Annotated in this window: 17 protein-coding genes; 3 read left to right on the forward strand and 14 right to left on the reverse strand. The window is 30.1% G+C overall.

What is annotated here, in order from left to right; translation table 11 throughout:
• Nucleotides 1-109: 109 nt before the first annotated feature.
• Together OCU47_RS11090 and OCU47_RS11095 are read right to left on the reverse strand one after the other, a co-directional pair.
• Entirely contained in the window at nucleotides 110-1,912 is a 1,803-nt protein-coding gene (locus OCU47_RS11090) for an ABC transporter ATP-binding protein (RefSeq protein ID WP_261828665.1), read from the reverse strand.
• Nucleotides 1,912-3,699 carry an ABC transporter ATP-binding protein gene (locus OCU47_RS11095; RefSeq protein ID WP_261828666.1) on the reverse strand — a complete coding sequence of 596 codons (1,788 nt, stop codon included), beginning with the start codon at nucleotides 3,697-3,699 and terminating at the stop codon, nucleotides 1,912-1,914. Before OCU47_RS11095 ends, OCU47_RS11090 begins: the two co-directional genes overlap by 1 nt.
• A 397-nt stretch (nucleotides 3,700-4,096) precedes the next feature.
• On the opposite strand from OCU47_RS11095, the gene fba reads away from it, so the two are divergent.
• The gene (gene fba / locus OCU47_RS11100; protein WP_261828667.1) at nucleotides 4,097-4,960 is read left to right on the forward strand and encodes a class II fructose-1,6-bisphosphate aldolase; all 864 of its coding nucleotides are present in this window, start codon (nucleotides 4,097-4,099) and stop codon (nucleotides 4,958-4,960) included.
• 75 nt (nucleotides 4,961-5,035) lie between these two features.
• Here fba and hisE read toward each other — a convergent pair whose 3' ends face one another.
• The 10 genes from hisE to hisZ all read right to left on the reverse strand — a co-directional run bounded on the left by hisE (nucleotide 5,036) and on the right by hisZ (nucleotide 12,930).
• Nucleotides 5,036-5,362: a phosphoribosyl-ATP diphosphatase gene (hisE, locus tag OCU47_RS11105; RefSeq protein WP_261828668.1), complete on the reverse strand. Its 327-nt coding sequence runs from the start codon at nucleotides 5,360-5,362 to the stop codon at nucleotides 5,036-5,038.
• Nucleotides 5,363-5,386: 24 nt separating this feature from the next.
• Nucleotides 5,387-5,716: a phosphoribosyl-AMP cyclohydrolase gene (gene hisI, locus OCU47_RS11110; protein ID WP_261828669.1), complete on the reverse strand. Its 330-nt coding sequence runs from the start codon at nucleotides 5,714-5,716 to the stop codon at nucleotides 5,387-5,389.
• A 5-nt stretch (nucleotides 5,717-5,721) separates the two neighbouring features.
• Nucleotides 5,722-6,483, reverse strand: coding sequence for an imidazole glycerol phosphate synthase subunit HisF (gene hisF / locus OCU47_RS11115; protein WP_261828670.1), 762 nt, complete (start codon nucleotides 6,481-6,483; stop codon nucleotides 5,722-5,724).
• Between the two features lie 2 nt (nucleotides 6,484-6,485).
• Entirely contained in the window at nucleotides 6,486-7,208 is a 723-nt protein-coding gene (gene hisA, locus OCU47_RS11120) for a 1-(5-phosphoribosyl)-5-[(5-phosphoribosylamino)methylideneamino]imidazole-4-carboxamide isomerase (RefSeq protein ID WP_261828671.1), read from the reverse strand.
• Nucleotides 7,208-7,813: an imidazole glycerol phosphate synthase subunit HisH gene (gene hisH, locus OCU47_RS11125; RefSeq protein WP_261828672.1), complete on the reverse strand. Its 606-nt coding sequence runs from the start codon at nucleotides 7,811-7,813 to the stop codon at nucleotides 7,208-7,210. The genes hisA and hisH overlap by 1 nt, the downstream gene beginning before the upstream one ends.
• Before the next feature lie 261 nt (nucleotides 7,814-8,074).
• Entirely contained in the window at nucleotides 8,075-8,659 is a 585-nt protein-coding gene (hisB, locus tag OCU47_RS11130; protein WP_309297468.1) for an imidazoleglycerol-phosphate dehydratase HisB, read from the reverse strand.
• Nucleotides 8,634-9,704 carry a histidinol-phosphate transaminase gene (gene hisC, locus OCU47_RS11135; protein ID WP_261828673.1) on the reverse strand — a complete coding sequence of 357 codons (1,071 nt, stop codon included), beginning with the start codon at nucleotides 9,702-9,704 and terminating at the stop codon, nucleotides 8,634-8,636. Before hisC ends, hisB begins: the two co-directional genes overlap by 26 nt.
• Complete coding sequence (gene hisD / locus OCU47_RS11140) at nucleotides 9,691-10,989, reverse strand: histidinol dehydrogenase (protein WP_261828674.1); 1,299 nt, start codon at nucleotides 10,987-10,989, stop codon at nucleotides 9,691-9,693. Before hisD ends, hisC begins: the two co-directional genes overlap by 14 nt.
• Before the next feature lie 195 nt (nucleotides 10,990-11,184).
• Entirely contained in the window at nucleotides 11,185-11,808 is a 624-nt protein-coding gene (gene hisG / locus OCU47_RS11145; RefSeq protein ID WP_261828675.1) for an ATP phosphoribosyltransferase, read from the reverse strand.
• Between the two features lie 9 nt (nucleotides 11,809-11,817).
• A complete protein-coding gene (hisZ, locus tag OCU47_RS11150; protein ID WP_261828676.1) occupies nucleotides 11,818-12,930 on the reverse strand; it encodes an ATP phosphoribosyltransferase regulatory subunit in 1,113 nt (370 codons plus the stop codon).
• 427 nt (nucleotides 12,931-13,357) lie between these two features.
• Here hisZ and OCU47_RS11155 point away from each other — a divergent pair, with 427 nt between their 5' ends.
• A complete protein-coding gene (locus OCU47_RS11155; RefSeq protein ID WP_261828677.1) occupies nucleotides 13,358-14,383 on the forward strand; it encodes an IS1/IS1595 family N-terminal zinc-binding domain-containing protein in 1,026 nt (341 codons plus the stop codon).
• Between the two features lie 107 nt (nucleotides 14,384-14,490).
• On the opposite strand, the gene clpB is transcribed toward OCU47_RS11155, so the two are convergent.
• Complete coding sequence (gene clpB, locus OCU47_RS11160) at nucleotides 14,491-17,091, reverse strand: ATP-dependent chaperone ClpB (RefSeq protein WP_261828678.1); 2,601 nt, start codon at nucleotides 17,089-17,091, stop codon at nucleotides 14,491-14,493.
• Between the two features lie 145 nt (nucleotides 17,092-17,236).
• Here clpB and OCU47_RS11165 point away from each other — a divergent pair, with 145 nt between their 5' ends.
• The gene (locus OCU47_RS11165) at nucleotides 17,237-19,318 is read left to right on the forward strand and encodes a helix-turn-helix domain-containing protein (RefSeq protein WP_261828679.1); all 2,082 of its coding nucleotides are present in this window, start codon (nucleotides 17,237-17,239) and stop codon (nucleotides 19,316-19,318) included.
• Between the two features lie 20 nt (nucleotides 19,319-19,338).
• Here the strand turns inward: OCU47_RS11165 and OCU47_RS11170 are convergent, their stop codons facing one another.
• Nucleotides 19,339-20,577, reverse strand: a complete 1,239-nt coding sequence (locus tag OCU47_RS11170; RefSeq protein WP_261828680.1) for a helix-turn-helix domain-containing protein — start codon at nucleotides 20,575-20,577, stop codon at nucleotides 19,339-19,341.
• Between the last annotated feature and the right edge of the window lie 5 nt (nucleotides 20,578-20,582).

Raw genomic sequence — 20,582 nt, forward strand, 5'->3', positions numbered from 1 at the left:
GCATATCTTGAAGAAAGACATATCTTAAAGCATCAACTTTATATAACTTTTCATAATTCCTAATGAAAAGTTATATAAAACAAAATAACGTAACTTATAGCTATTCTGCCTAACTGCATTCCTCTATATACCACTTGCTTTGAGCTTCATACATATCCTTATATTTGCCTTCTACTGCAATGAGTTCATCATGAGTTCCAACTTGTACTATTTTTCCTGCATCCATTACTAGGATTCTGTCTGCTATTTTTGCAGATCCTAGTCTATGAGTAACTATTACAGCTGTTTTTCCCACTGACATTTCTTTAAACTTATTATAGATTTTTGTCTCCTCTACAGGATCTATAGCTGCTGTAGGTTCATCAAGTATAATCATATTGTGTGCCTTGTAAAAACCTCTTGCTATAGCTATTCTTTGCCACTGTCCACCTGATAAATCCACCCCATCAAACTCTCTTGATAGCATGGTTTTATATTCTTCTGGAAATCTATCTGAATTTATTTCTAAATCAGCCTTATCTGCTGCTATATTTAATAATTCTTCATTGCAAAGTACATCTGTATTACTTATAGAAACATTCTCCTCCAAAGTCATCTTGTATTTTTGGAATTTCTGAAATACTCCAGATATTCCTTTATAAATTGATTGGGCTGATATTTTTGAAGTATCCACTCCATTAAAAAATACTTTTCCCTCTGTTGGAATGTATAAGCCAGTCATAAGTCTAACTATAGTACTTTTTCCTGCACCATTTTCTCCTACTATGGCTATAGTCTCTCCAGATTTAACATCTAATGATATTTCTTCTAGTGACTTTTTATCTGCTCCAGGATAAGAAAAAGATGCATTCTTTAGAGATATTTCTGGAACTGAATTTATTTCTATATCTTCTCCGATTCTCTCTGGCATTTCTAAAAATCTTACAAGATTCTTTACTGTTCCTAAATTCCTAGTAATTGTTCCTATATGCATAGTTATTATTTCTTCCATAATATCAAACATAAATCCTATAGATGAAAAAACCGCACCGAAAGCTCCTACTGATATTGAACCATCCATTAATGCATCAAATAATAATATTAATATTCCTATATAACCTGCAAGTGTTACTATTTTAAGACCAATTTCAATTAGTCCAGACTTTCTCTCTGCCTTCCATATACTTTTATTTAAGCTTCCCAAGGATGAACTATATAAACTTTTAAAGTAACCAAAGGCCCCTAAAAGTCTAGTTTCTTTAAAATACTCCCTATCTTTTATACATCTTTCATAATATTCGTATTCCCTTCTTACTGGTGCAACCTGATCCTCTAAATTAGCAAATATTTTTATTTTTACGAATTGTGCTAAGGCAACAGGAATAAAAATCAACACCAAGGATATTGAAAGTATTGGTTTCAAACTATACAAGTAAACTCCCATAAAAAGAAAATATGGTATATAGAAAGATACTATAAAAAACAACATCATAATTAAATAGACGCCATTTTCTAAACCTTTTTTAGCCTTATTTATATCATCAAGAAGTAATGGATTTTCAAAATTAACTGCATTTAATTTTGAACTTTTTCTATTTAAAATTATTGTCATCTTACCTACTAACTTTTTTCCTAAGTTACCTGTTAGAAAATTACTAACTCCATTTAAAATTTGACTAGAAACAAGGGTTAAACATAGTAATCCTAACATTATAATTGTAGTTTTTAACGTTGCACTACCTTTAACTAAATTAGTTACTGCATCAAAAAATTTTTGTGTCATAACAGTATTAAGCCCAAATGAAACACCATGGAACACAGCAATTATAGTATTCATTATACAATATACTGGGCAAGCCATAACTACTAGTGGGCCTATTTTTCTTAATATCTTTAAAAAGGAAACTTCCTTTGCTTCAGCTTTTCTTTCCATTATAAATACCAACTCCTTTGACTCTCGAACATTTCAGCATAAACACCATCTTTATCCATAAGTTCTTCATGAGAGCCTTTTTCCAAAATATCACCATTTCCAATAACAAATATTTCATCAGCTAGCTTAGTTGAACCTAAACGATGACTTATAAAAATAGTTGTTCCACCTCTACTGATTTTCTCAAATCTTTCATACATGTTACTTTCACTGATAGGATCTAACGCTGCTGTTGGCTCATCTAGAATTCTAAGAGGAGCTGGACTTACAATTGCTCTTGCCATAGCTATACGCTGCCATTGTCCCCCAGATACGTCTATACCATCACTTTTTATCTTTCCTAAAATTGTATCTATTCCCTTTGGCAATTCATCAATTGCTTTTCCTAAATCTATTGTCTCAATAGATTTCTCTATTTCTTCATTTTGATTATCATTATTTACATTTCCTAATGCTATATTATCTCTTACAGAAACAAAATACTTAGCAAAGTCTTGATACACAACGGAGCACATTGCCTTTAAATCTTTTTGAGCATATTCTTTAATGCTTTTTCCATTAAGTAATATTTCTCCTTCAAATTCATCATATAAACCTGTAATTAACTTAGTTATAGTGGTTTTACCACATCCATTCACCCCTACAAAAGCATAGTGTTTTCCTTCTTCTATAATAAAAGATATATTTTTTAATATATAGGCATCTGTTCCTGGATATTTAAAAGAGACATTTTTAAACTCCAAAGTTTTTAACTTCTTAATATCTTCTGAAGGTTTGTCCACAGCTCCATCCTTACTATCAAGTTTAACAAAATTAGTTAGGTCAACTAGATATTCCTTATTTTTAGCCAATTGATCTCCATACTGTGGAAGCTGCCATGATAAACTTTGTATTAAGCTAAAAACGCTATTAACTATTGAGATAAATAAACCAACTGATATCAATCCTTTTTGAACTGGACTGATTAAAATAAATACTATTAATATAGATAAAATTGCTGTAATAACACCGCCACCTTTAGCTTTTAAAAACCAAATTAAGTTAACCTTAAACTCTATACCTCTAGCAGTCTCATATTGCTTATGCCACTTTTTATTTACTTCTTCTGAATATCCAAAAAGACTTCTCTCTTCTACTGACTCTCTTCCATTTAAAACCTCTCCTAGATATTCAACTTTTCTTTTGAATTTTTCAGTTTCTCTATTGGCTTCATAACTCGCTTTTCCACCTTTTAATGCTATATAAAATAAAGGTGCTGAAATTGCAACAATAAATAAACCTGACCACCATACTTTAGCAAATAATATAGCGAGAATACCTACAATCCTAAGTATCATTGAAATCATAGCAAGTAATTGATCGTAAGCATTTCTGCACTGAATTTCTGGTTCCTTAACTACTCTTGAAATTAGATCCCAGCTATCTTGACTTTCAATATGCTTATATTTTAAATTAGCTATTTTCTCAACTAAAAACACCCTGAAGTTTTGTCTAAGCTTATTTTCAAGCTTTACCTCAGAAAATTTTATAATTTGATAAGAAATCCATGTATAAGCTATTGTCAAGGATAATAATATTAATGGAGTAATTATACTTGAAGCATCTTGCTTTTTATTAAATATAGCAATAGCTGTATCCAAAAATTGAGCTGTAATCAATAATTGAATTGTTGGAATCAAACCTTGAAATAAATTTAAAACCCCCATTAATGTAGCAGATATGGGTGCACTTTTAAGTGGTATTTTTACTATGTCCCCTAACCCATATTTTTGTTTTTCTAATTTCATAGACATCTCCCCCTTTTTACCTATGACATTTAATAAATCTTTTAGCAAAAATGATACATAAAAACAATGTTTATTTTCTGTGATTAAACTGATATTTTTCACAAGAAAAATTTATTATTTTAAATACATTTTTGGGTTATTTTTCTTTATATATAAATAAATATTACATTTATTTTTTACATTTGTAAATAATATCAAATCCACTTTGTACTTTATTTTTCATTTTATAACAAATATTTTCAGGAAATCGTATAATTTAAAAAAGGTATTCCATTTTATTTGATTTAAAGTTATAATGGTTTGTAGAGGAAAAATGATTTAATAATTTTTCTTTTCACAAATTATAAATAGCAAAATTTTTAAAACAAAATTTTCAAACAAATGGAGGTAATATACAATGTTAGTTTCAGCTAAAGAAATGTTAAACAAGGCTAGAGATGGAAAATATGCTGTTGGTCAATTCAATATCAACAACTTAGAATGGACAAAAGCAGTTTTATTAACTGCACAAGAAAACAACTCACCAGTTATACTTGGTGTTTCTGAAGGTGCAGGAAAATATATGGGTGGATATCACGCTATAGTTGGAATGGTTAATGGTTTATTAGAAGACCTTAAAATCACTGTTCCAGTTGCATTACACTTAGATCACGGTAGCTACGAAGGAGCTTTTAAAACTATAGAAGCTGGTTTCTCTTCAGTTATGTTCGATGGTTCTCACTATCCAATAGCAGAAAACATTGAAAAGACTAAAGAATTAGTTAAACTTGCTGCTGAAAAAGGAATATCTTTAGAAGCAGAAGTTGGATCAATCGGTGGAGAAGAAGATGGAGTTGTTGGAGCTGGCGAAATTGCAGATCCAAACGAATGTAAATCAATCGCTGATCTAGGAGTTACAATGTTAGCTGCTGGTATCGGAAATATCCACGGAAAATATCCAGCAAACTGGAAGGGATTAGATTTCAAAGCATTAGCTGCAATCAAAGAACTTACAGGAGATATGCCACTAGTTCTTCACGGAGGTACTGGTATCCCTGCTGAAATGATTAAAGAAGCTATATCTTTAGGAGTTGCTAAAATCAATGTTAACACTGAATGTCAATTATCATTCGCAGAAGCTACTCGTAAATATATAGAAGCTGGAAAAGACTTAGAAGGAAAAGGATTTGACCCTCGTAAGTTATTAGCTCCAGGATTCGAAGCAATCAAAGCTACAGTTAAAGAAAAGATGGATCTTTTCGGTTCTGTAAACAAAGCTTAATTAATTTGAATATAAAAAAGGAACTGGTTGTTTTTCAATCAGTTCCTTTTTTCTTATATAAACATAACTACACCTTTATAGATTCTCAACAGCTTTTCTCTCACTCTTTAAATTACCAGTCTTGTTCCTTCTTACTTCTAACTCTTTCTTAACTTCATCTAAACTAATCCCTTGCTCAGCCATCATAACCAAGATATGATAAGCTAAATCACAGATTTCAAGCACAGTCTCTTTGCTATCTGCATTTTTAGAAGCAATTATTACTTCTGTACTCTCTTCTCCAACCTTTTTAAGAATTTTATCTAATCCTTTATTAAATAGGTATGATGTATACGACCCTTCCTCCGGATTATCTTTTCTTTGTTTTATTATTTCATATAAACCTTCTAATACACTATCCATTAATCTACCTCCCAATAAAACTTTTTAATAAAACTTTCTAAAAAAACAAGTTTTTTCTCCTGTGTGGCAAGCTACACCTTGTTGATCTACCAGTACTAAAAGAGTATCACCATCACAATCTAAAAATATATCTCCAACCTTTTGATAATGTCCAGAAGTAGCTCCCTTGTTCCAAAGCTCTTGTCTGGTTCTGCTATAAAACCAAGTAAATCCTGTTTCTAAAGTCTTGCTAAGACTCTCTTCATTCATGTACCCCATCATTAATACATCTTTAGTTTGCTTGTCTTGAATTATAGCTGGAATCAATCCATTACACTTTTTCCAATCAATTTCATGTAGCAAATTACCTGTCATAAAAATCACATCCTCACTGGTATCTTCTTTTCTTTTAAATATTCTTTCACTTCATTAATTTGAAGTTCTCCATAATGAAATAATGATGCTGCTAAAGCTGCATCTGCTTTTCCTTCATTAAATGCATCGTAGAAATGAGATATATCACCACAACCACCTGATGCAATTACAGGTATATCAACTATTTCTGATACTCTTCTTGTCAACTCCAAATCAAATCCCTGTTTTGTTCCATCAGCATCCATAGAGGTCAAAAGAATTTCACCGCATCCCAAATCTCTAACTTTCTTCGCCCATTCCAAAAGATCTAACCCAGTGTCTATTCTTCCTCCATTAATAAACACGTTCCATCCAGTTCCATCTGCTCTTCTTTTTCCATCAATAGCAACCACTATGCATTGAGACCCAAAATATTCTGCCCCTTGCTTTACTAGTTGAGAATCTTTTATGGCTGCAGAATTTAATGATATTTTATCTGCACCAGCTCTTAAAATTGCCTTCATATCATCTAAGTTCCTAAGCCCTCCTCCAACAGTAAAAGGAATAAAAATACGCTCTGCCACACGTCTAACCATATCTTCCATTATTCCTCTTCCCTCATGAGTTGCAGTTATATCTAGAAAAACCAATTCATCTGCACCTTGCTGGTTGTAGAAAGTAGCAAGCTCCACTGGATCTCCAACTTCTTTGAGTCCTAAAAAGTTTACTCCCTTAACGACTTTACCATCTTTAACATCTAGACAAGGAATTATTCTTTTAGTATGCATTATTATCGCCCCTTTTTACTTGCTTCAATGGCTTCTTTTAAATCTAACTTTCCTGAATATATGGCCTTTCCGGTTATTGCTCCATAAATGTTCATTTTTATAAGAGCATTTATGTCTTGTATATCTCTAATTCCACCTGATGCTATAACATTAGAAGTAACCTCTTCTTTAAATTTTTTAAGCATTTCTATGTTAACTCCATTTAAGGTTCCATCCTTTGATATATCTGTTACTATAAAGGTCCTTACACCCATAGCATATAATTCCTTACCAAACTCTATATACTCTCTTTCACTAGTTTCAAGCCATCCAGAACCACAAACCATGTTATTCTTAGCATCTATACCCACAGCAATTTTATCTCCATATGCTTGTAAACTCTTTTCTAATAACTCTTTGTTGCTTATGGCTGCTGTTCCTAAAATGACTCTTTCTACTCCATTTTCAACATACTCTTTTACTGTTTCAAAATTTCTTATGCCTCCTCCTATTTCTATTGGCACGTTTACGTTCTTTATTACTTCAAAAATCAATTCTTTATTTACTGTCTTCCCCTCTTTAGCTCCATCCAAATCAACTATATGAATATATTCAGCGCCCAAGGTCTCAAACTCTTTTGCTCTCTTAACAACATCTGAGTCTACTACCTCTTCTTTATCATAATCACCCTTGTACAGCCTTACAGCTTTGCCACCTCTAATATCTATTGCTGGTAGGATTATCATTATATCAGCTCCTTAAAGTTTTTTAATAGATTAAGTCCTATATCTCCACTCTTTTCAGGATGAAACTGCATTCCTATTATATTTTCTCTTCTAACTATTGCTGGTACCTCAATCCCTCCATAAGTGCATGTTGCAACCATTTCCTCTTTGTTTTGCATCTCAGCATAGTATGAATGAACAAAATACACAAAACTTTCTTCTTCCGTACCATATAAAATATTATCTTCTTTTTTAAAGTCAAGAGAATTCCATCCCATATGAGGTATCTTTGCATCGCATTGGAATTTTACTACTTCTCCATTAATTAATGAAAGTCCTTGAGTTTCTTCAATTTCATAACTTTTATCAAATAACAGCTGCATTCCAAGACAAATTCCTAATATAGGTTTGCCCTTTCTCGCTTCTTCTATTATTATTTTATCCAATTGAGATGCCTTTAAATTTTCCATTCCTTTATTAAAAGCACCTACTCCAGGAAGAATTAATTTGCTACTTTCTCTTATTTCTTTTTCATCACTTGATATTTTACAATCTATATTAAGATATTTTAGTCCATTAACAACACTTTTCAAGTTTCCCATGCCATAATCTATAACAACAATCATCTCAGCACCTCCTTATTCTAACTGCTTTAACTACTCTTATCACTTTTATATTTTTTGTGGTTTTTATGATTTTCAACAATTATTTAATATGATTAACAGTAAAATGTAAGGCATCTTCTCTTCTATGCTTCTCATAACTTGTTGAATAACATTAAAAATTAATAACTTATGCTTTCTTCTATAGCAATACTTCCATTTAAAGGGTTCCTAAGCATCAAACTACTGAAAAACACTTCCTAAATTTATAAGAATAGTCTTTAATTAAAGAACCCCTTTAGTAGATGGTATATTATCATTAGTAACCGCAATAGCATCTCTTAACGCTCTTCCAAATCCTTTAAAAAGAGCTTCTATTTTATGATGATCATTCTTTCCATATAAAATCTTGCAATGAAGTGTTATCCCTGCATTAAAGGCTACAGCCCTAAAAAATTCTTCTACCATTTCAGTAGAAAATTGACCAACACTATCTCTATTAAACTCAGCTTCAAAAACTAAATATGGTCTCCCACTAATATCTAAAGTTACAAATGCTAAAGATTCATCCATAGGTAAATAGCAAGTTCCATATCTATTTATTCCTTTTTTATCTCCTAATGCTGTTTTTATGGCACACCCTAAACTTATACCAAAATCTTCAACCATATGATGATCATCAATCCATAAGTCACCAGTTACCTTTGCATCCAAATCTATTCCACTGTGAAATGAAAATAAATTTAGCATATGATCAAAAAAGCCAACTCCTGTACTTATGTTGCTTTTACCTTCACCATCAAGGTTCATCATTATTTCTATACTTGTTTCTTTAGTTTTTCTACTATAAGCAGCTACCCTCTCCTGCAAATCCTGCAAAATTATCCCCCCTTAAAACTCTTTCTATTATACTGATAATTTTACTATTATCCTCTCTTGAGCCAACTGTTAATCTGAATTTATCATCATTAAAATTTCTAATAACTATTCCAAAGTTCTCTAAAGCTTTTATAATTTCTGATTTAACTTCTGATTGAGCATAAATGAAATTGGATTTCGTATCATAAAGCTTTATCTTGCCCTGGTTATTCTCTGCTATTTTCTTTAATTCTTTCACTAAATATTCTCTTTCAGCTAAAATTATCTTTAAGTTTTCTTCCATAATTTCTGGCTTATTTATAGCTGAAGTAGCTATACTTTGAGAAATAGAATTTATATTATATGGAACCTTGTATTTTATTAGTTCCTCTATTTTTTCTTGATTTGCTATTAAGAATCCTACTCTAATTGCAGCTAACCCCCACGCTTTTGATAAAGTTCTAGTAACAATTAGATTTTTATACTTGCTGATATACTTAATCATGCTATTTCCGTAAAACTCAACATATGCTTCATCAACAACAACATCTATGTCTTTAAATTCTTCAAGTATTCTTATTATAGATTCTTCTGTAAGAACACCACCAGTAGGATTGTTCGGGTTAGAAAACATGATCAAGCTAACATTTTCTGATTTTCCCTTTTCTATAAATCCTTCTAAATCAAACTCACCATTATTGTAAAAGTCATGTTTGATTATCTCACCATCATAAGAAGCCACGTAAAAATCATACATAGAAAAATCGGGACAAACCGTTAAAAACTTCTTACCTTTCTTTATTCTCGCACCAATAATCAACTGAAGCATCTCATCTGATCCATTACCTACTATAATATTTTTTTCGCTCACTCCTACATATTTTCCATAAGCTTTTCTAAGCTCAATAGATTCATCCTCCGGATATCTATTAAGCTCCAATCCATTTTCTAAACTTTCACTTAAGTACTCTTTATATATATCATTAAAACTTTCATTACCGTTAAGTCTTATCTTAGCTTCGCCCATTTCAGCCGTATATCCATTAAACTCTGCCATCTTCAACCCTCACCCTCACTGAATTTGCATGAGCAGTTAACCCTTCTTGTTCTGCAAATTTAATTATTTTATTTCCCTCTTTATTAAGCTTCTCTTGGGAATAGTATAAAAATGAAGATTTCTTTAAGAAACTCTCTGTTGATAGAGGAGAAAAGAATTTAGCAGTTCCTGCAGTTGGTAATACGTGATTAGGGCCAGCAAAATAATCTCCTACTGGTTCAGGAGTATAATACCCTAAAAATATTGAACCTGCATTCTTAACTTTAGGTAAGTTTTCTGTTACATTACTAATCATTAGTTCTAAATGTTCTGGTGCTATTTTATTGGATAACTCTATTGCCTGATCAATACTCTGACATAAAATAAACAGCCCATAGTTTTCAAGTGATTCTTCTATAATCTCTTTTCTTGATAATTTACTAGTTTGTATTTTCAATTCTTCTATAGTCTCATCCATTAACTTTTTTGAAGTAGTTACAAAAATTGATGAAGCCAATTTATCATGTTCTGCTTGCGAAAGTAGATCAGCTGCTACATGTTTGGGATTTGCATTTTCATCAGCTATAACTAAAATTTCACTAGGTCCTGCAATCATATCTATGTCTACTTCTCCAAAAACTTCTTTCTTAGCAGTAGCAACAAATATATTTCCTGGTCCCACTATTTTGTCTACTTTTCCAATACTTTCAGTACCATAAGCCAGAGCTCCTATTGCTTGTGCTCCCCCAACCTTATATATCTTATCAATTCCTGCAACCTTTGCTGCCACAGCTACTGCTGGATTTATTTTTCCTTCTTTATCTGGAGGAGTTACCATAATGATTTCTTTAACTCCAGCTACTCTAGCTGGAACTATATTCATAAGAACTGAGGAAGGATATGTTGCTGTTCCACCTGGAACATACACCCCCACTCTTTCAAGAGGCACCACCTTTTGCCCTAAAAACACTCCATCCTCTTGAAAATCACACCAAGATCTTTGAAGCATTTTATTATGATAACTTTCAATATTTTTCTTTGCTTCTTCTAAGATATTTTTGAATTCATCATCTATTTTTGATAAAGCTTCTTCTAGTTCTTCATTGCTGACTTCTAAATCCTTTAATACAACTCCATCAAACTTTTCTGTTAATTCAATTAAGGCTCCATCGCCTTCTTGCTTAACTTTTGCAAGTATATCTTGAACTTTTTCAGTTACATTACTGCTTTGTTGACTTTTTCTCTGATTTAAAATCTCTACAAATTCCTTATATTTATCTTCACTATACTGAAATATATTAAACATATATTACGCCTCCTTGTATAAACTCTCTATAATTACAACTTCTAATTATCAACAAAATGATATATGTTCCAATAGTAAAACTACATTTTCTTAACTAACATTTAAACTTAATTAAATAACTAAGCACTCAATGCAGAAAACTAATTGCAACATATATATTAATGTTATTAGCTAAACTTTATTTTAACTTTTTATTTATAACACTTTTCTAACTTTATCTAAAAAATCTTCTATTTCTTTTTGCTTTAATTTAAAAGATGCTCTATTAACAATAACTCTTGCGCTAATATTACAAATTTCATCTATTACAATTAACCCATTTTCTTTAAGAGTTGTACCAGTTTCCATGATATCTACTATTGCATCACATAGTCCAAGCAATGGGGCTAATTCTACTGATCCTTCTATTTTTATTATTTCAACATCCATATTCTTGCTTTGAAAATATTTCTTTGCAACCACTGGATACTTTGTTCCTATTTTTATATGTCTTTCTGCATTCAATACCTCCGTATTAGGTAAAGATGCCATAATAAATTTGCATCGCCCTACGCCCAAATCCATAAGCTCATAATATCCCAAATCACTTTCTATTAACGTATCCTTTCCTACAATTCCCACATCTGCAACTCCATGTTCCACATAAGTTATGGCGTCAGCACCTTTAACCAAAAAGTATTTATATAAGTTACTCTTATCTTGAAAGATTAACTTTCTACCCTTATTTTTAAGTTCATCTATATCAAATTGAGCTTTTTCAAAAATTTTAACTGTCTCTTGCTCCAATCTTCCTTTTGTTATAGCAATATTTATACTCATTTTTACCCCCTATTTATTCTTCCCATCTATATTGGGCTGTTCTACTAAAACTACACGTTCACCTTTACTTCTTAAGGATTCTGCTTCTAAAATTGCAGCTTTTAAGTTATTATTGCAACATACTTCTACCACCTGTTTCTCTTCATTTTTAAACAATGGTAACAATGAATCTACTTTTACTGAGAAACCTACTGCTGCTTCTTCATTACCAAAACAACTCAACAATTTATCATATCTTCCACCTGAAAGAATATTTTCACCAATTCCATCTGTAAATGCCCTAAAAATAATTCCTGTATAATAGTCTGGCTCTGGTATTCTTCCAAGATCAAAACTAATATTTTTATCATAGCCAAAGTCTTTTAAGAAATTAAAAATCTCTTTTAAGTACTTAACTTCAATATTTACATCCTCTGACACGTTCATATTTAATACATTCTCAAGTACCTCTATTCCGCCAAACAGCCAAGGAAGCTTATTCAATATATCTTTTTCCTTTTCAGCTAAATTTAAACTTTCTAGGTTTTCTTGTAAGTCTACAACTCTCTTTTTCTCAATAAGACTTGCTATTTCATTTCTTTTTTCATCACAAATATTTAATTTTTTAAATATAGAGTTCATAATTCCTATATGACCAATTTCTACTTTAAAATTCTTAAGTCCGAGCTTTTCTAATGCTTTAATTGCTAATAATATTACTTCTATATCAGCATTAAATCCTTTTTTACCTATAAGTTCTATGCCACAATCAATGTACTCATCTCTTTTTCCACCTAATGATTCATTCACCCTAAATACATTTGCATAATATTGCAATCTTACAGGTTTTTTCTTATCCTTAAACTTTGTACTTACTAACCTTGCAATGGGCACTGTCATATCTGGTCTTAATACTAATATTCTTCCTTTATTATCAAAAAACTTATACATTTCTTCTTGTCCTAAAGAATTTTTATATTGCTGAAATGTATCATAAAATTCTAAAGTAGGGGTTATTATTCTTTCATATCCCCAGCTATAAAAAATTTCTTCTAAAGTATTTTTTATAAACAACTTTTGCTCACATTCAGAAGGTACTATATCTCTCATTCCTCCAGGAATATTCTTGCTCATATCCATCATTATCCTCGCTCCTATATTTTTAACGCAAAAACTTTATCGATTTATCATTTTATCGCTTTAACTTGCTAAACTTTATTTAATAATAGCATATTTTCAATTTTTGTCAAGTCACTATTCCGTACTAATATGTGCATAATTTAGACTAATTATAATATTATATGCCAATTAACTTTTCATCCATAATTTAGATATAACCTGATAATATTATTTTTTCTCAACACGTATAGAAGTATTCCATATAAATGTTGATAAAATTTTGTCGAATTTTTGTAACTTGTCCATCAACTTTTTAACGGAATACTTCTATATACATACGTAATTTTTATTTACACAACCTCATTGATAAATGTTCCCTATCCAACTGAATATAATCACCAAAACAGTCAATAATTAATGCATAACGCATTTTCTAAATGGAGTGATTATTATGTACTATAACTTAGATTTATTTTCAACTTACAACAAAAACTTTGATGTATCTAACTCAAACTATATAAGTGACTGTGAGAATTATTATAATAATTTTGTTAAATGTAATAATAAAATAGATAGTTGCCCTCATTGCAATAGCACTAATATCGTAAAGAATGGTTTTTTAATTAGTGGCAAAAACAAACATAAAAGATATAAATGCAAAAGTTGCAATAGGACTTTTTCTGAAGTTACAACTTCTCCATTAAGCTACAGTAAAAAAGATATTAGCCTTTGGATAGCATATCTAGGTTGTTTAGCTAAAGGTATGACTTTAAAATCAATATCCATGCAGCTTAACATAAATATAAAGACAGCATTTGCATGGAGACATAAAATATTAAGCTCTATAGAAAATAAAATTATGGATAAAGAGCTTTGCCATCATGTTCAAATTGCTGAAATTATAATGAGAAAAAACTTTAAAGGCAATAAGATAAAGCCTTTTGAACTAAAAAAATCCCGAATCATAAATTCACAATTTACCATTCCTTATAATGAAAGAATAAAAATAATGAGTTGCGTAGATGATTCAGAAAATATTATTTTAAGAGGTATGGATGTTAAGGAATTGTCTTATAATGAAATTAGTTCCTTGCTTAAACCTATAGTGCAGCCTAAATCAATATTGTGCGCGGCTAAAAACTTTGCTTATGCATACTTTGCCAAGCAAAATAACTTAAAGATAGCCTTAGGATTATCTCATAAATATAAATCAAAAAATGGAGAATTTTTAAATAATAAAAAAGCTAGCGGTAATGGATTAGATTTTATTAAATATATTGCAAAGTTCATGGGCATAGCCACTAAATACGTTAACTATTATCTAGCTCTATATGTATGGGAAATAAAAAATCGATCTACTCAATTTGACACTGCGGTCAAAGGATTATTTATAAACTTATTAAATAGCACTAAGGTCTTGAGAACTACAGATTTTAAAGATGTAACCATAGATGGATTAATTGCATCCGCTGCATAAAAAATAGACTATAGATATTTTGTTATTATACAATCATATCTACAGTCCTGTGGTAATACCATCCAATATCAAACAGCATTATCCAAAAACAATAATATTATTTAGTTTTATTTGTTTTCTATAATCAACTGATCTTCTGAAGCATCTATTAATATAGTACTACCATTTTGTATATTACCTTTTATTATTTGTTTTGCAATTTCAGTTTCAAGTACATGTTCAATATATCTTCTTAATGGTCTAGCTCCGTAGACAGGATCATAGCCCTCTCTAGCTAATAATTCCTTACCTTTTTCAGTGATATTCATACTGATATTCTTCTCTTGTAATCTTCTACCTACATCTGCTAAGAATATATCAATAATCTTCTTAATTCCTTCATTGCTTAATGGCTTAAACATAATGATATCATCTACTCTATTTAAAAATTCAGGTTTAAATCTACTCCTCATCTCATTCATTACTGAGGATTTAATGTTATCATCTATTATCTCTTCACTTTGATTTAGCAGCAAGTGTTCACTACCAATATTAGATGTCATAATAATTATGCAATTCTTAAAATCTACTGTTTTACCTTGGTTATCTGTAAGTCTACCATCATCAAGAATTTGAAGAAAAACATTAAATACATCTTCATGGGCTTTCTCAATTTCATCAAATAATATAACTGAATACGGCTTTCTTCTAACTGCTTCTGTTAACTGCCCACCAGCCTCATATCCAACATATCCTGGAGGAGCTCCTATTAACCTAGATACTGAATATTTCTCCATATATTCACTCATATCTATTCTAATGATATTATCTTCTGAATCGAATAAAGTTCTTGCCAAAGTTTTAGCTAACTCTGTTTTACCTACTCCGGTTGGCCCTAAGAATATAAATGAACCAATAGGTCTTCTTATATCCTTCATACCAGCTCTTGCTCTTATTACCGCATCAGATACTAAAGATACAGCTTCTTGCTGACCTACTACTCTCTTTTCAAGTTCTTCTTCAAGTCTTAATAGCTTTTCCTTTTCCCCCTCTACCAATCTTGATACAGGTATTCCAGTCCATTTTGATACTATTTCAGAAATTTCATTTTCTGTTACCTCTTCTTTTAATAGTGCACCTTCATAATTTTCTTTCATCTTTGCTTCTTTTATTTTTATCTCTTGCTCTAATCTTGGAATCTCTCCATACCTAAGTTCAGCAACCTTATTTAAATCATACGCTCTTTCATATTGTTCTATTTTACCCTTAGCTTCATCTAATTGAGCTTTTAAGTTTCTTATTTCTAAGATTGCTCCTTTTTCCTTATCATACTTTGCAGTCATTTCATCATTTTTAGCTTTTAACTCCGCCAACTCTTTGCTTAATTCCAACAATCTATTCTTAGAATAATCATCTGTTTCTTTTAATAATGCTTCATTTTCAGTTTCTAACTGAAATATCTTTCTTCTAACTATATCAAGCTCAGTTGGCAAAGAGTCTATTTCAGACCTAATCATAGCTCCAGCTTCGTCAATTAAATCAATTGCCTTATCTGGTAAAAATCTATCTTGTATATATCTATCAGATAATTTTGCTGCAGCTACAATGGCTGAATCATGAATTCTAATTCCATGATGAATTTCAAATCTTTCCTTTAATCCTCTCAAAATTGAAACTGTATCTTCTACTGTTGGCTCATCTACAGTAACAGGTTGGAATCTTCTTTCTAAAGCCTTGTCTTTTTCAATATACTGTCTATATTCATCAAAAGTTGTTGCTCCTATACAATGCAATTCTCCTCTCGCAAGTAGTGGTTTTATAAGGTTACCTGCATCCATAGCACCTTCAGTTTTTCCTGCTCCAACAATCGTATGAATTTCATCTATAAATAGAATTATTCTTCCTTCACTATTTTGAACTTCTTTTAATACAGCCTTTAATCTTTCTTCAAATTCACCTCTGTACTTTGCTCCAGCTATCAAGGCTCCCATATCTAGTGAAAAAATTATTTTTTCCTTTAAACCTTCCGGAACATCTCCTCTAACAATTCTTTCAGCTAGACCTTCTACTATAGCAGTTTTACCTACACCAGGTTCTCCAATAAGCACTGGATTGTTCTTGGTTCTTCTTGATAAAATTCTTATAGTTCTTCTTATTTCTTCGTCTCTACCAATAACAGGATCTAATTTATGCTGTTTTGCTAATTCTATAAGATTTGTACCATACTTCTTTAAAGCATCATAAGTTCCCTCAGGATCTTGTGTATCAACTCTTTGATTACCTCTTATATTTGCAAGAACTTTAAGAAAATCTTTTTCATTGATATTAAACTGTTTTAAAATATCACTTACAGCACCACTTTTTTCAACTTCCATAATAGCCAACATTACATGTTCTACACTAATATATGAATCTTTATACTTATCAGCTATTTGTTCAGCTTTAACTAAAGTTTCTTCTATTTTTCTAGTAGCATATACAGCTGAAGAACTCGCTGCATCTCCCAATACCTTAGGCATATTATCTAAAGTATCAGAAACCTTTTTTCTCATTTGCTGAATATTCTTGCCCATTCTTTCGAATATATTAGGAATTAAACCATCCTCTTGATTTAGTAATGCTGAAAACAAATGTATAACATCTACTTGTTGATGATTGCATCTAACAGCAGTTGTTTGTGCATCACTCAAACTCTCTTGAACTCTCAGTGTCATCTTTTCTATATTCATATACATTACCTCTCTTACCTAGTTTTCTATTCTGTATATTTTTATAATAATACAAACATCAAAGAAAGTCAAAGTTTATTTATTTTTCTTTTTATATTTTTTATGTTAAACTAATATTAATATATTTTAATAAAGGAGGAATTTTATGCGAAAGGAATACATTAACTATCCTTCCTATATGCCTGTAGAAATATTATTTTGCAGCATTAAAGAATATCCAATTCACTGGCATAATAGCATAGAAATACTATATGTTCTTGAAGGCAACCTATTTGTAGATATTGAATCTGATACTTTCAAGATAAGCAATAATCAATTAGAAATAATTAATGTAGATGAGGCCCATAGAATATACTCCAACGATGATGAAAATAGAATACTCATTTTTCACATTGATCCTTGGTTCTTTGAGAAATATTATAATGATATTGCTAATATGATTTTCTACGTAAATAGTTCTGACGATGGAGCTCAAGATTCTGAACCTTACGATGAACTTAGAACTTTTCTTTGCAGAATTCTTTGTGAATCAATTCAAAAGCAAGAAAATTATGATGATGAAATAGAAGCAACTCTAGTAGAACTTCTATATCATTTAATTAACAACTTTCATTATCTACTATATGATAAAGAAGAGCTTAAAGATAATGAAGAACAATTAGAAAGGTATCATAGAATATCAAAATATATTTTTAATAACTACAACAATATAACATTGCAAGAAATAGCTAAAAAAGAATTTTTAAGTTCTCATTATTTGTCTCATGAAATAAAGAATGCTACTGGCTATAGCTTCACAGACCTTGTAAATCAAACCAGAGTTGAGGAGTCAGCAAAATTATTGCTAGATACTGATATGACAATTTCAGAAATATCTGAAGAAGTAGGCTTCTCACATACTAGATATTTCAACAAACACTTTAAACTAAACTATAAGCTTACACCTCTTCAATTCAGAAAAAAGCATAACGTAAATGAAGAAGCTTATGAAAATCTAAAACAAATTAGATATTTAGATACTAATGTTGCTCTAGAAATGGTAACCTACTACCTAGAAGATTACGATAGATTTAACTATGAAAATAAAATAACTAAAATAAATATTGATATGAGTGAAACTGAAAAAGACTTTGAAAAAAGTTTTAAAAATATTATCAATTTAGGCGATGCCTTTGATTTACTTATAGAAGATAATAAAGACTTCGTTGAAGAAATTCAAGAAGAAATAGGATTTAATTACGCCTTATTATCAAATGTTTTCTCATCAGATATGGGTATTTTCCCGAATTCCCAGTTTCACAACTGGAGTCGAGTATTAGCAGTATTAGAATTTTTAGATTACTTAGATTTAAAGCCACTTATAGTATTAGATGACTCTGAATTTATGGATAAAAATTATTTGTTAACCATTGAATCATTCTTAAACTACTTCGATGAATTAGAAAGCTTAAATTTACGTAATTTCAAGTTTATATTCAAAAATAATTTTAATAAGCATTTAGAAGAAGAAGTACGAGATATTTTATTTAACAAATACTCTGTGGATATTCATGAGAAACATTACTCAAATGAAAATGATACAAATTTGATATATGATACTGCTTATATGCTTCCCTATATAATAAATAAAATATGCAAACAAGATACCCCTCTAACATCATTTAAGGCATTTGATGTATTGGATAAGCAGATTAACCTAACCAATGAGGTCTTCTTCGGATATCCTGGACTAATTAATGATAAGGGAATTAAAAAGCCTTCTTATTACGCATACTATTTATTAAATAAACTTGGTGATTATATAGTTACTATGGGAGAAGGATATATTGTAACCAAAAATGAAGAAGAAGAATATCAAATATTACTCTATTCTTATAATGAAGAATTAGAATCTTTATCTGATATTAATAGTATTTCAAAATTAAGAGGAGTAAAAAATACTACTCAAAAAAAATATAATCTTAATATAGTTAATATTAACTCAAATTGTAGAATTACCACTTATGAAGTTAATGAAGGCATGGGTTCATCATATAATTATTGGATTGGTATGGGAAGACCTAAAAGATTAAGTAAAGAAGAAAAAGAGATTCTTCATAAGGCATCTTTTCCAAAAATCAATTTTAAATATACTAAAAAGAGTCCTTTATTAAATTTACAAGCTAAGTTACCTGGTTATTCAGCTCAATTAATAATAATAAAAGAGGTGCAAAAACATTTAGAATAAATGTTTTTGCACCTCTTCTACTATATATTCTTTTCCATATTTTTAGCTAAGGTAAAATACTTTAATGATTCTCTTAAATCGCTAAGTTTATAGTACATATTTCCCATTTCCAAATACCTATCATGAATTTGTTCTGGTCCTGAGTATTTTGCCAAAGCATCCATAGATAAATTCATGTATATTTCTGCTTGATTCATATTACCAAGTTTCTGATATAACTTAGCTTTAAGATAATAACCTTTTTCTATTAGCTCTAAATTATCTAATAGAATTGATAAATTTAATGATTCTTCAACCATAATTCCTGCTTCATTTAATTTATCATATGCCATTAAGTCTACTATGCATCTGTTTAAAAATTCAACATATTTTGAATTTTGTTTTATTTCCACTACTAATTTAGCTCGTTCTATATAAAACATTAATTCTTCAATTTTTCCTGCTTCTCCAAAACTTTCTGCTAGCCTTAAATATAAATCTACATGTAGTGTTTTATATTTTTCAATTGGCTCACATACATTCTTTAAAAGTTCTTCATCAAGCACACCATTTAACTTTAGCTTTAAGATTAGTTGTTCTACATAAATTTGAATCTTTATTTTTTCATCATCGCTTTGTTCATCTAACTTTTCAATTGCTCTATTTATGCATTCAAAAGCTTTAGAATATTGCTTATTACTTGAATAACATAAGCTTTCTGCTAAAAAATATTCTGCGTTTTTATTAGCTTCCCCTATTTTTTCACCTATGTTATTAAAATATGTAATTGCTTCTAAATATTCGCCAGTTCTAAAAAAATACATTGCCATATCTCTATAATAAATATCTTCTATAAAAGTATTTTTTTGATATAAATTATAGTACATAGGAATTATCTTTTCTATGTGGCCATATTTGTCTTTATCAAGATAATACTTAAATAACTTACGAATAGACTTAACAGCTAAATCAACATATCCATATTTTAATGAATAATCAAAATTTGACTTAAGTTCGTACTCGTACTCTTCGCCCTTAAAATTATCAATATTATCAATATTCTTTTCAATCTGAACTCTTACATCTTCAATTAGATACTCTAGCTTTAAATCTAGCTTATCAGCTATATATTCTAAAGTCTTTCTATCAGCATCAATCTTACCATTTTCAATACAACTCATTTTAGATATTGAAATCTTGTCTTCACACAGCTCTTTTAATGTTATACCTTTATATATTCTTGATCGTTTAATTTTTTCCCCTGTAGATAATATCTTCATTTAAA

It is taken from the genome of Clostridium sp. TW13 (genome assembly GCF_024345225.1).
In the GTDB taxonomy this organism is placed as follows: Bacteria; Bacillota; Clostridia; order Clostridiales; family Clostridiaceae; genus Inconstantimicrobium; species Inconstantimicrobium mannanitabidum.

Excerpts from the sequence above, each read along its gene's own strand:
- OCU47_RS11090 (WP_261828665.1), bottom strand. The coding sequence starts at position 1,912 with ATGGAAAGAAAAGCTGAAGCAAAGGAAGTTTCCTTTTTAAAGATATTA.
- OCU47_RS11095 (WP_261828666.1), bottom strand. The coding sequence starts at position 3,699 with ATGAAATTAGAAAAACAAAAATATGGGTTAGGGGACATAGTAAAAATA.
- fba (WP_261828667.1), top strand. The coding sequence starts at position 4,097 with ATGTTAGTTTCAGCTAAAGAAATGTTAAACAAGGCTAGAGATGGAAAA.
- hisE (WP_261828668.1), bottom strand. The coding sequence starts at position 5,362 with ATGGATAGTGTATTAGAAGGTTTATATGAAATAATAAAACAAAGAAAA.
- hisI (WP_261828669.1), bottom strand. The coding sequence starts at position 5,716 with ATGACAGGTAATTTGCTACATGAAATTGATTGGAAAAAGTGTAATGGA.
- hisF (WP_261828670.1), bottom strand. The coding sequence starts at position 6,483 with ATGCATACTAAAAGAATAATTCCTTGTCTAGATGTTAAAGATGGTAAA.
- hisA (WP_261828671.1), bottom strand. The coding sequence starts at position 7,208 with ATGATAATCCTACCAGCAATAGATATTAGAGGTGGCAAAGCTGTAAGG.
- hisH (WP_261828672.1), bottom strand. The coding sequence starts at position 7,813 with ATGATTGTTGTTATAGATTATGGCATGGGAAACTTGAAAAGTGTTGTT.
- hisC (WP_261828673.1), bottom strand. The coding sequence starts at position 9,704 with ATGGCAGAGTTTAATGGATATACGGCTGAAATGGGCGAAGCTAAGATA.
- hisD (WP_261828674.1), bottom strand. The coding sequence starts at position 10,989 with ATGTTTAATATATTTCAGTATAGTGAAGATAAATATAAGGAATTTGTA.
- hisG (WP_261828675.1), bottom strand. The coding sequence starts at position 11,808 with ATGAGTATAAATATTGCTATAACAAAAGGAAGATTGGAGCAAGAGACA.
- hisZ (WP_261828676.1), bottom strand. The coding sequence starts at position 12,930 with ATGATGGATATGAGCAAGAATATTCCTGGAGGAATGAGAGATATAGTA.
- OCU47_RS11155 (WP_261828677.1), top strand. The coding sequence starts at position 13,358 with ATGTACTATAACTTAGATTTATTTTCAACTTACAACAAAAACTTTGAT.
- clpB (WP_261828678.1), bottom strand. The coding sequence starts at position 17,091 with ATGAATATAGAAAAGATGACACTGAGAGTTCAAGAGAGTTTGAGTGAT.
- OCU47_RS11165 (WP_261828679.1), top strand. The coding sequence starts at position 17,237 with ATGCGAAAGGAATACATTAACTATCCTTCCTATATGCCTGTAGAAATA.
- OCU47_RS11170 (WP_261828680.1), bottom strand. The coding sequence starts at position 20,577 with ATGAAGATATTATCTACAGGGGAAAAAATTAAACGATCAAGAATATAT.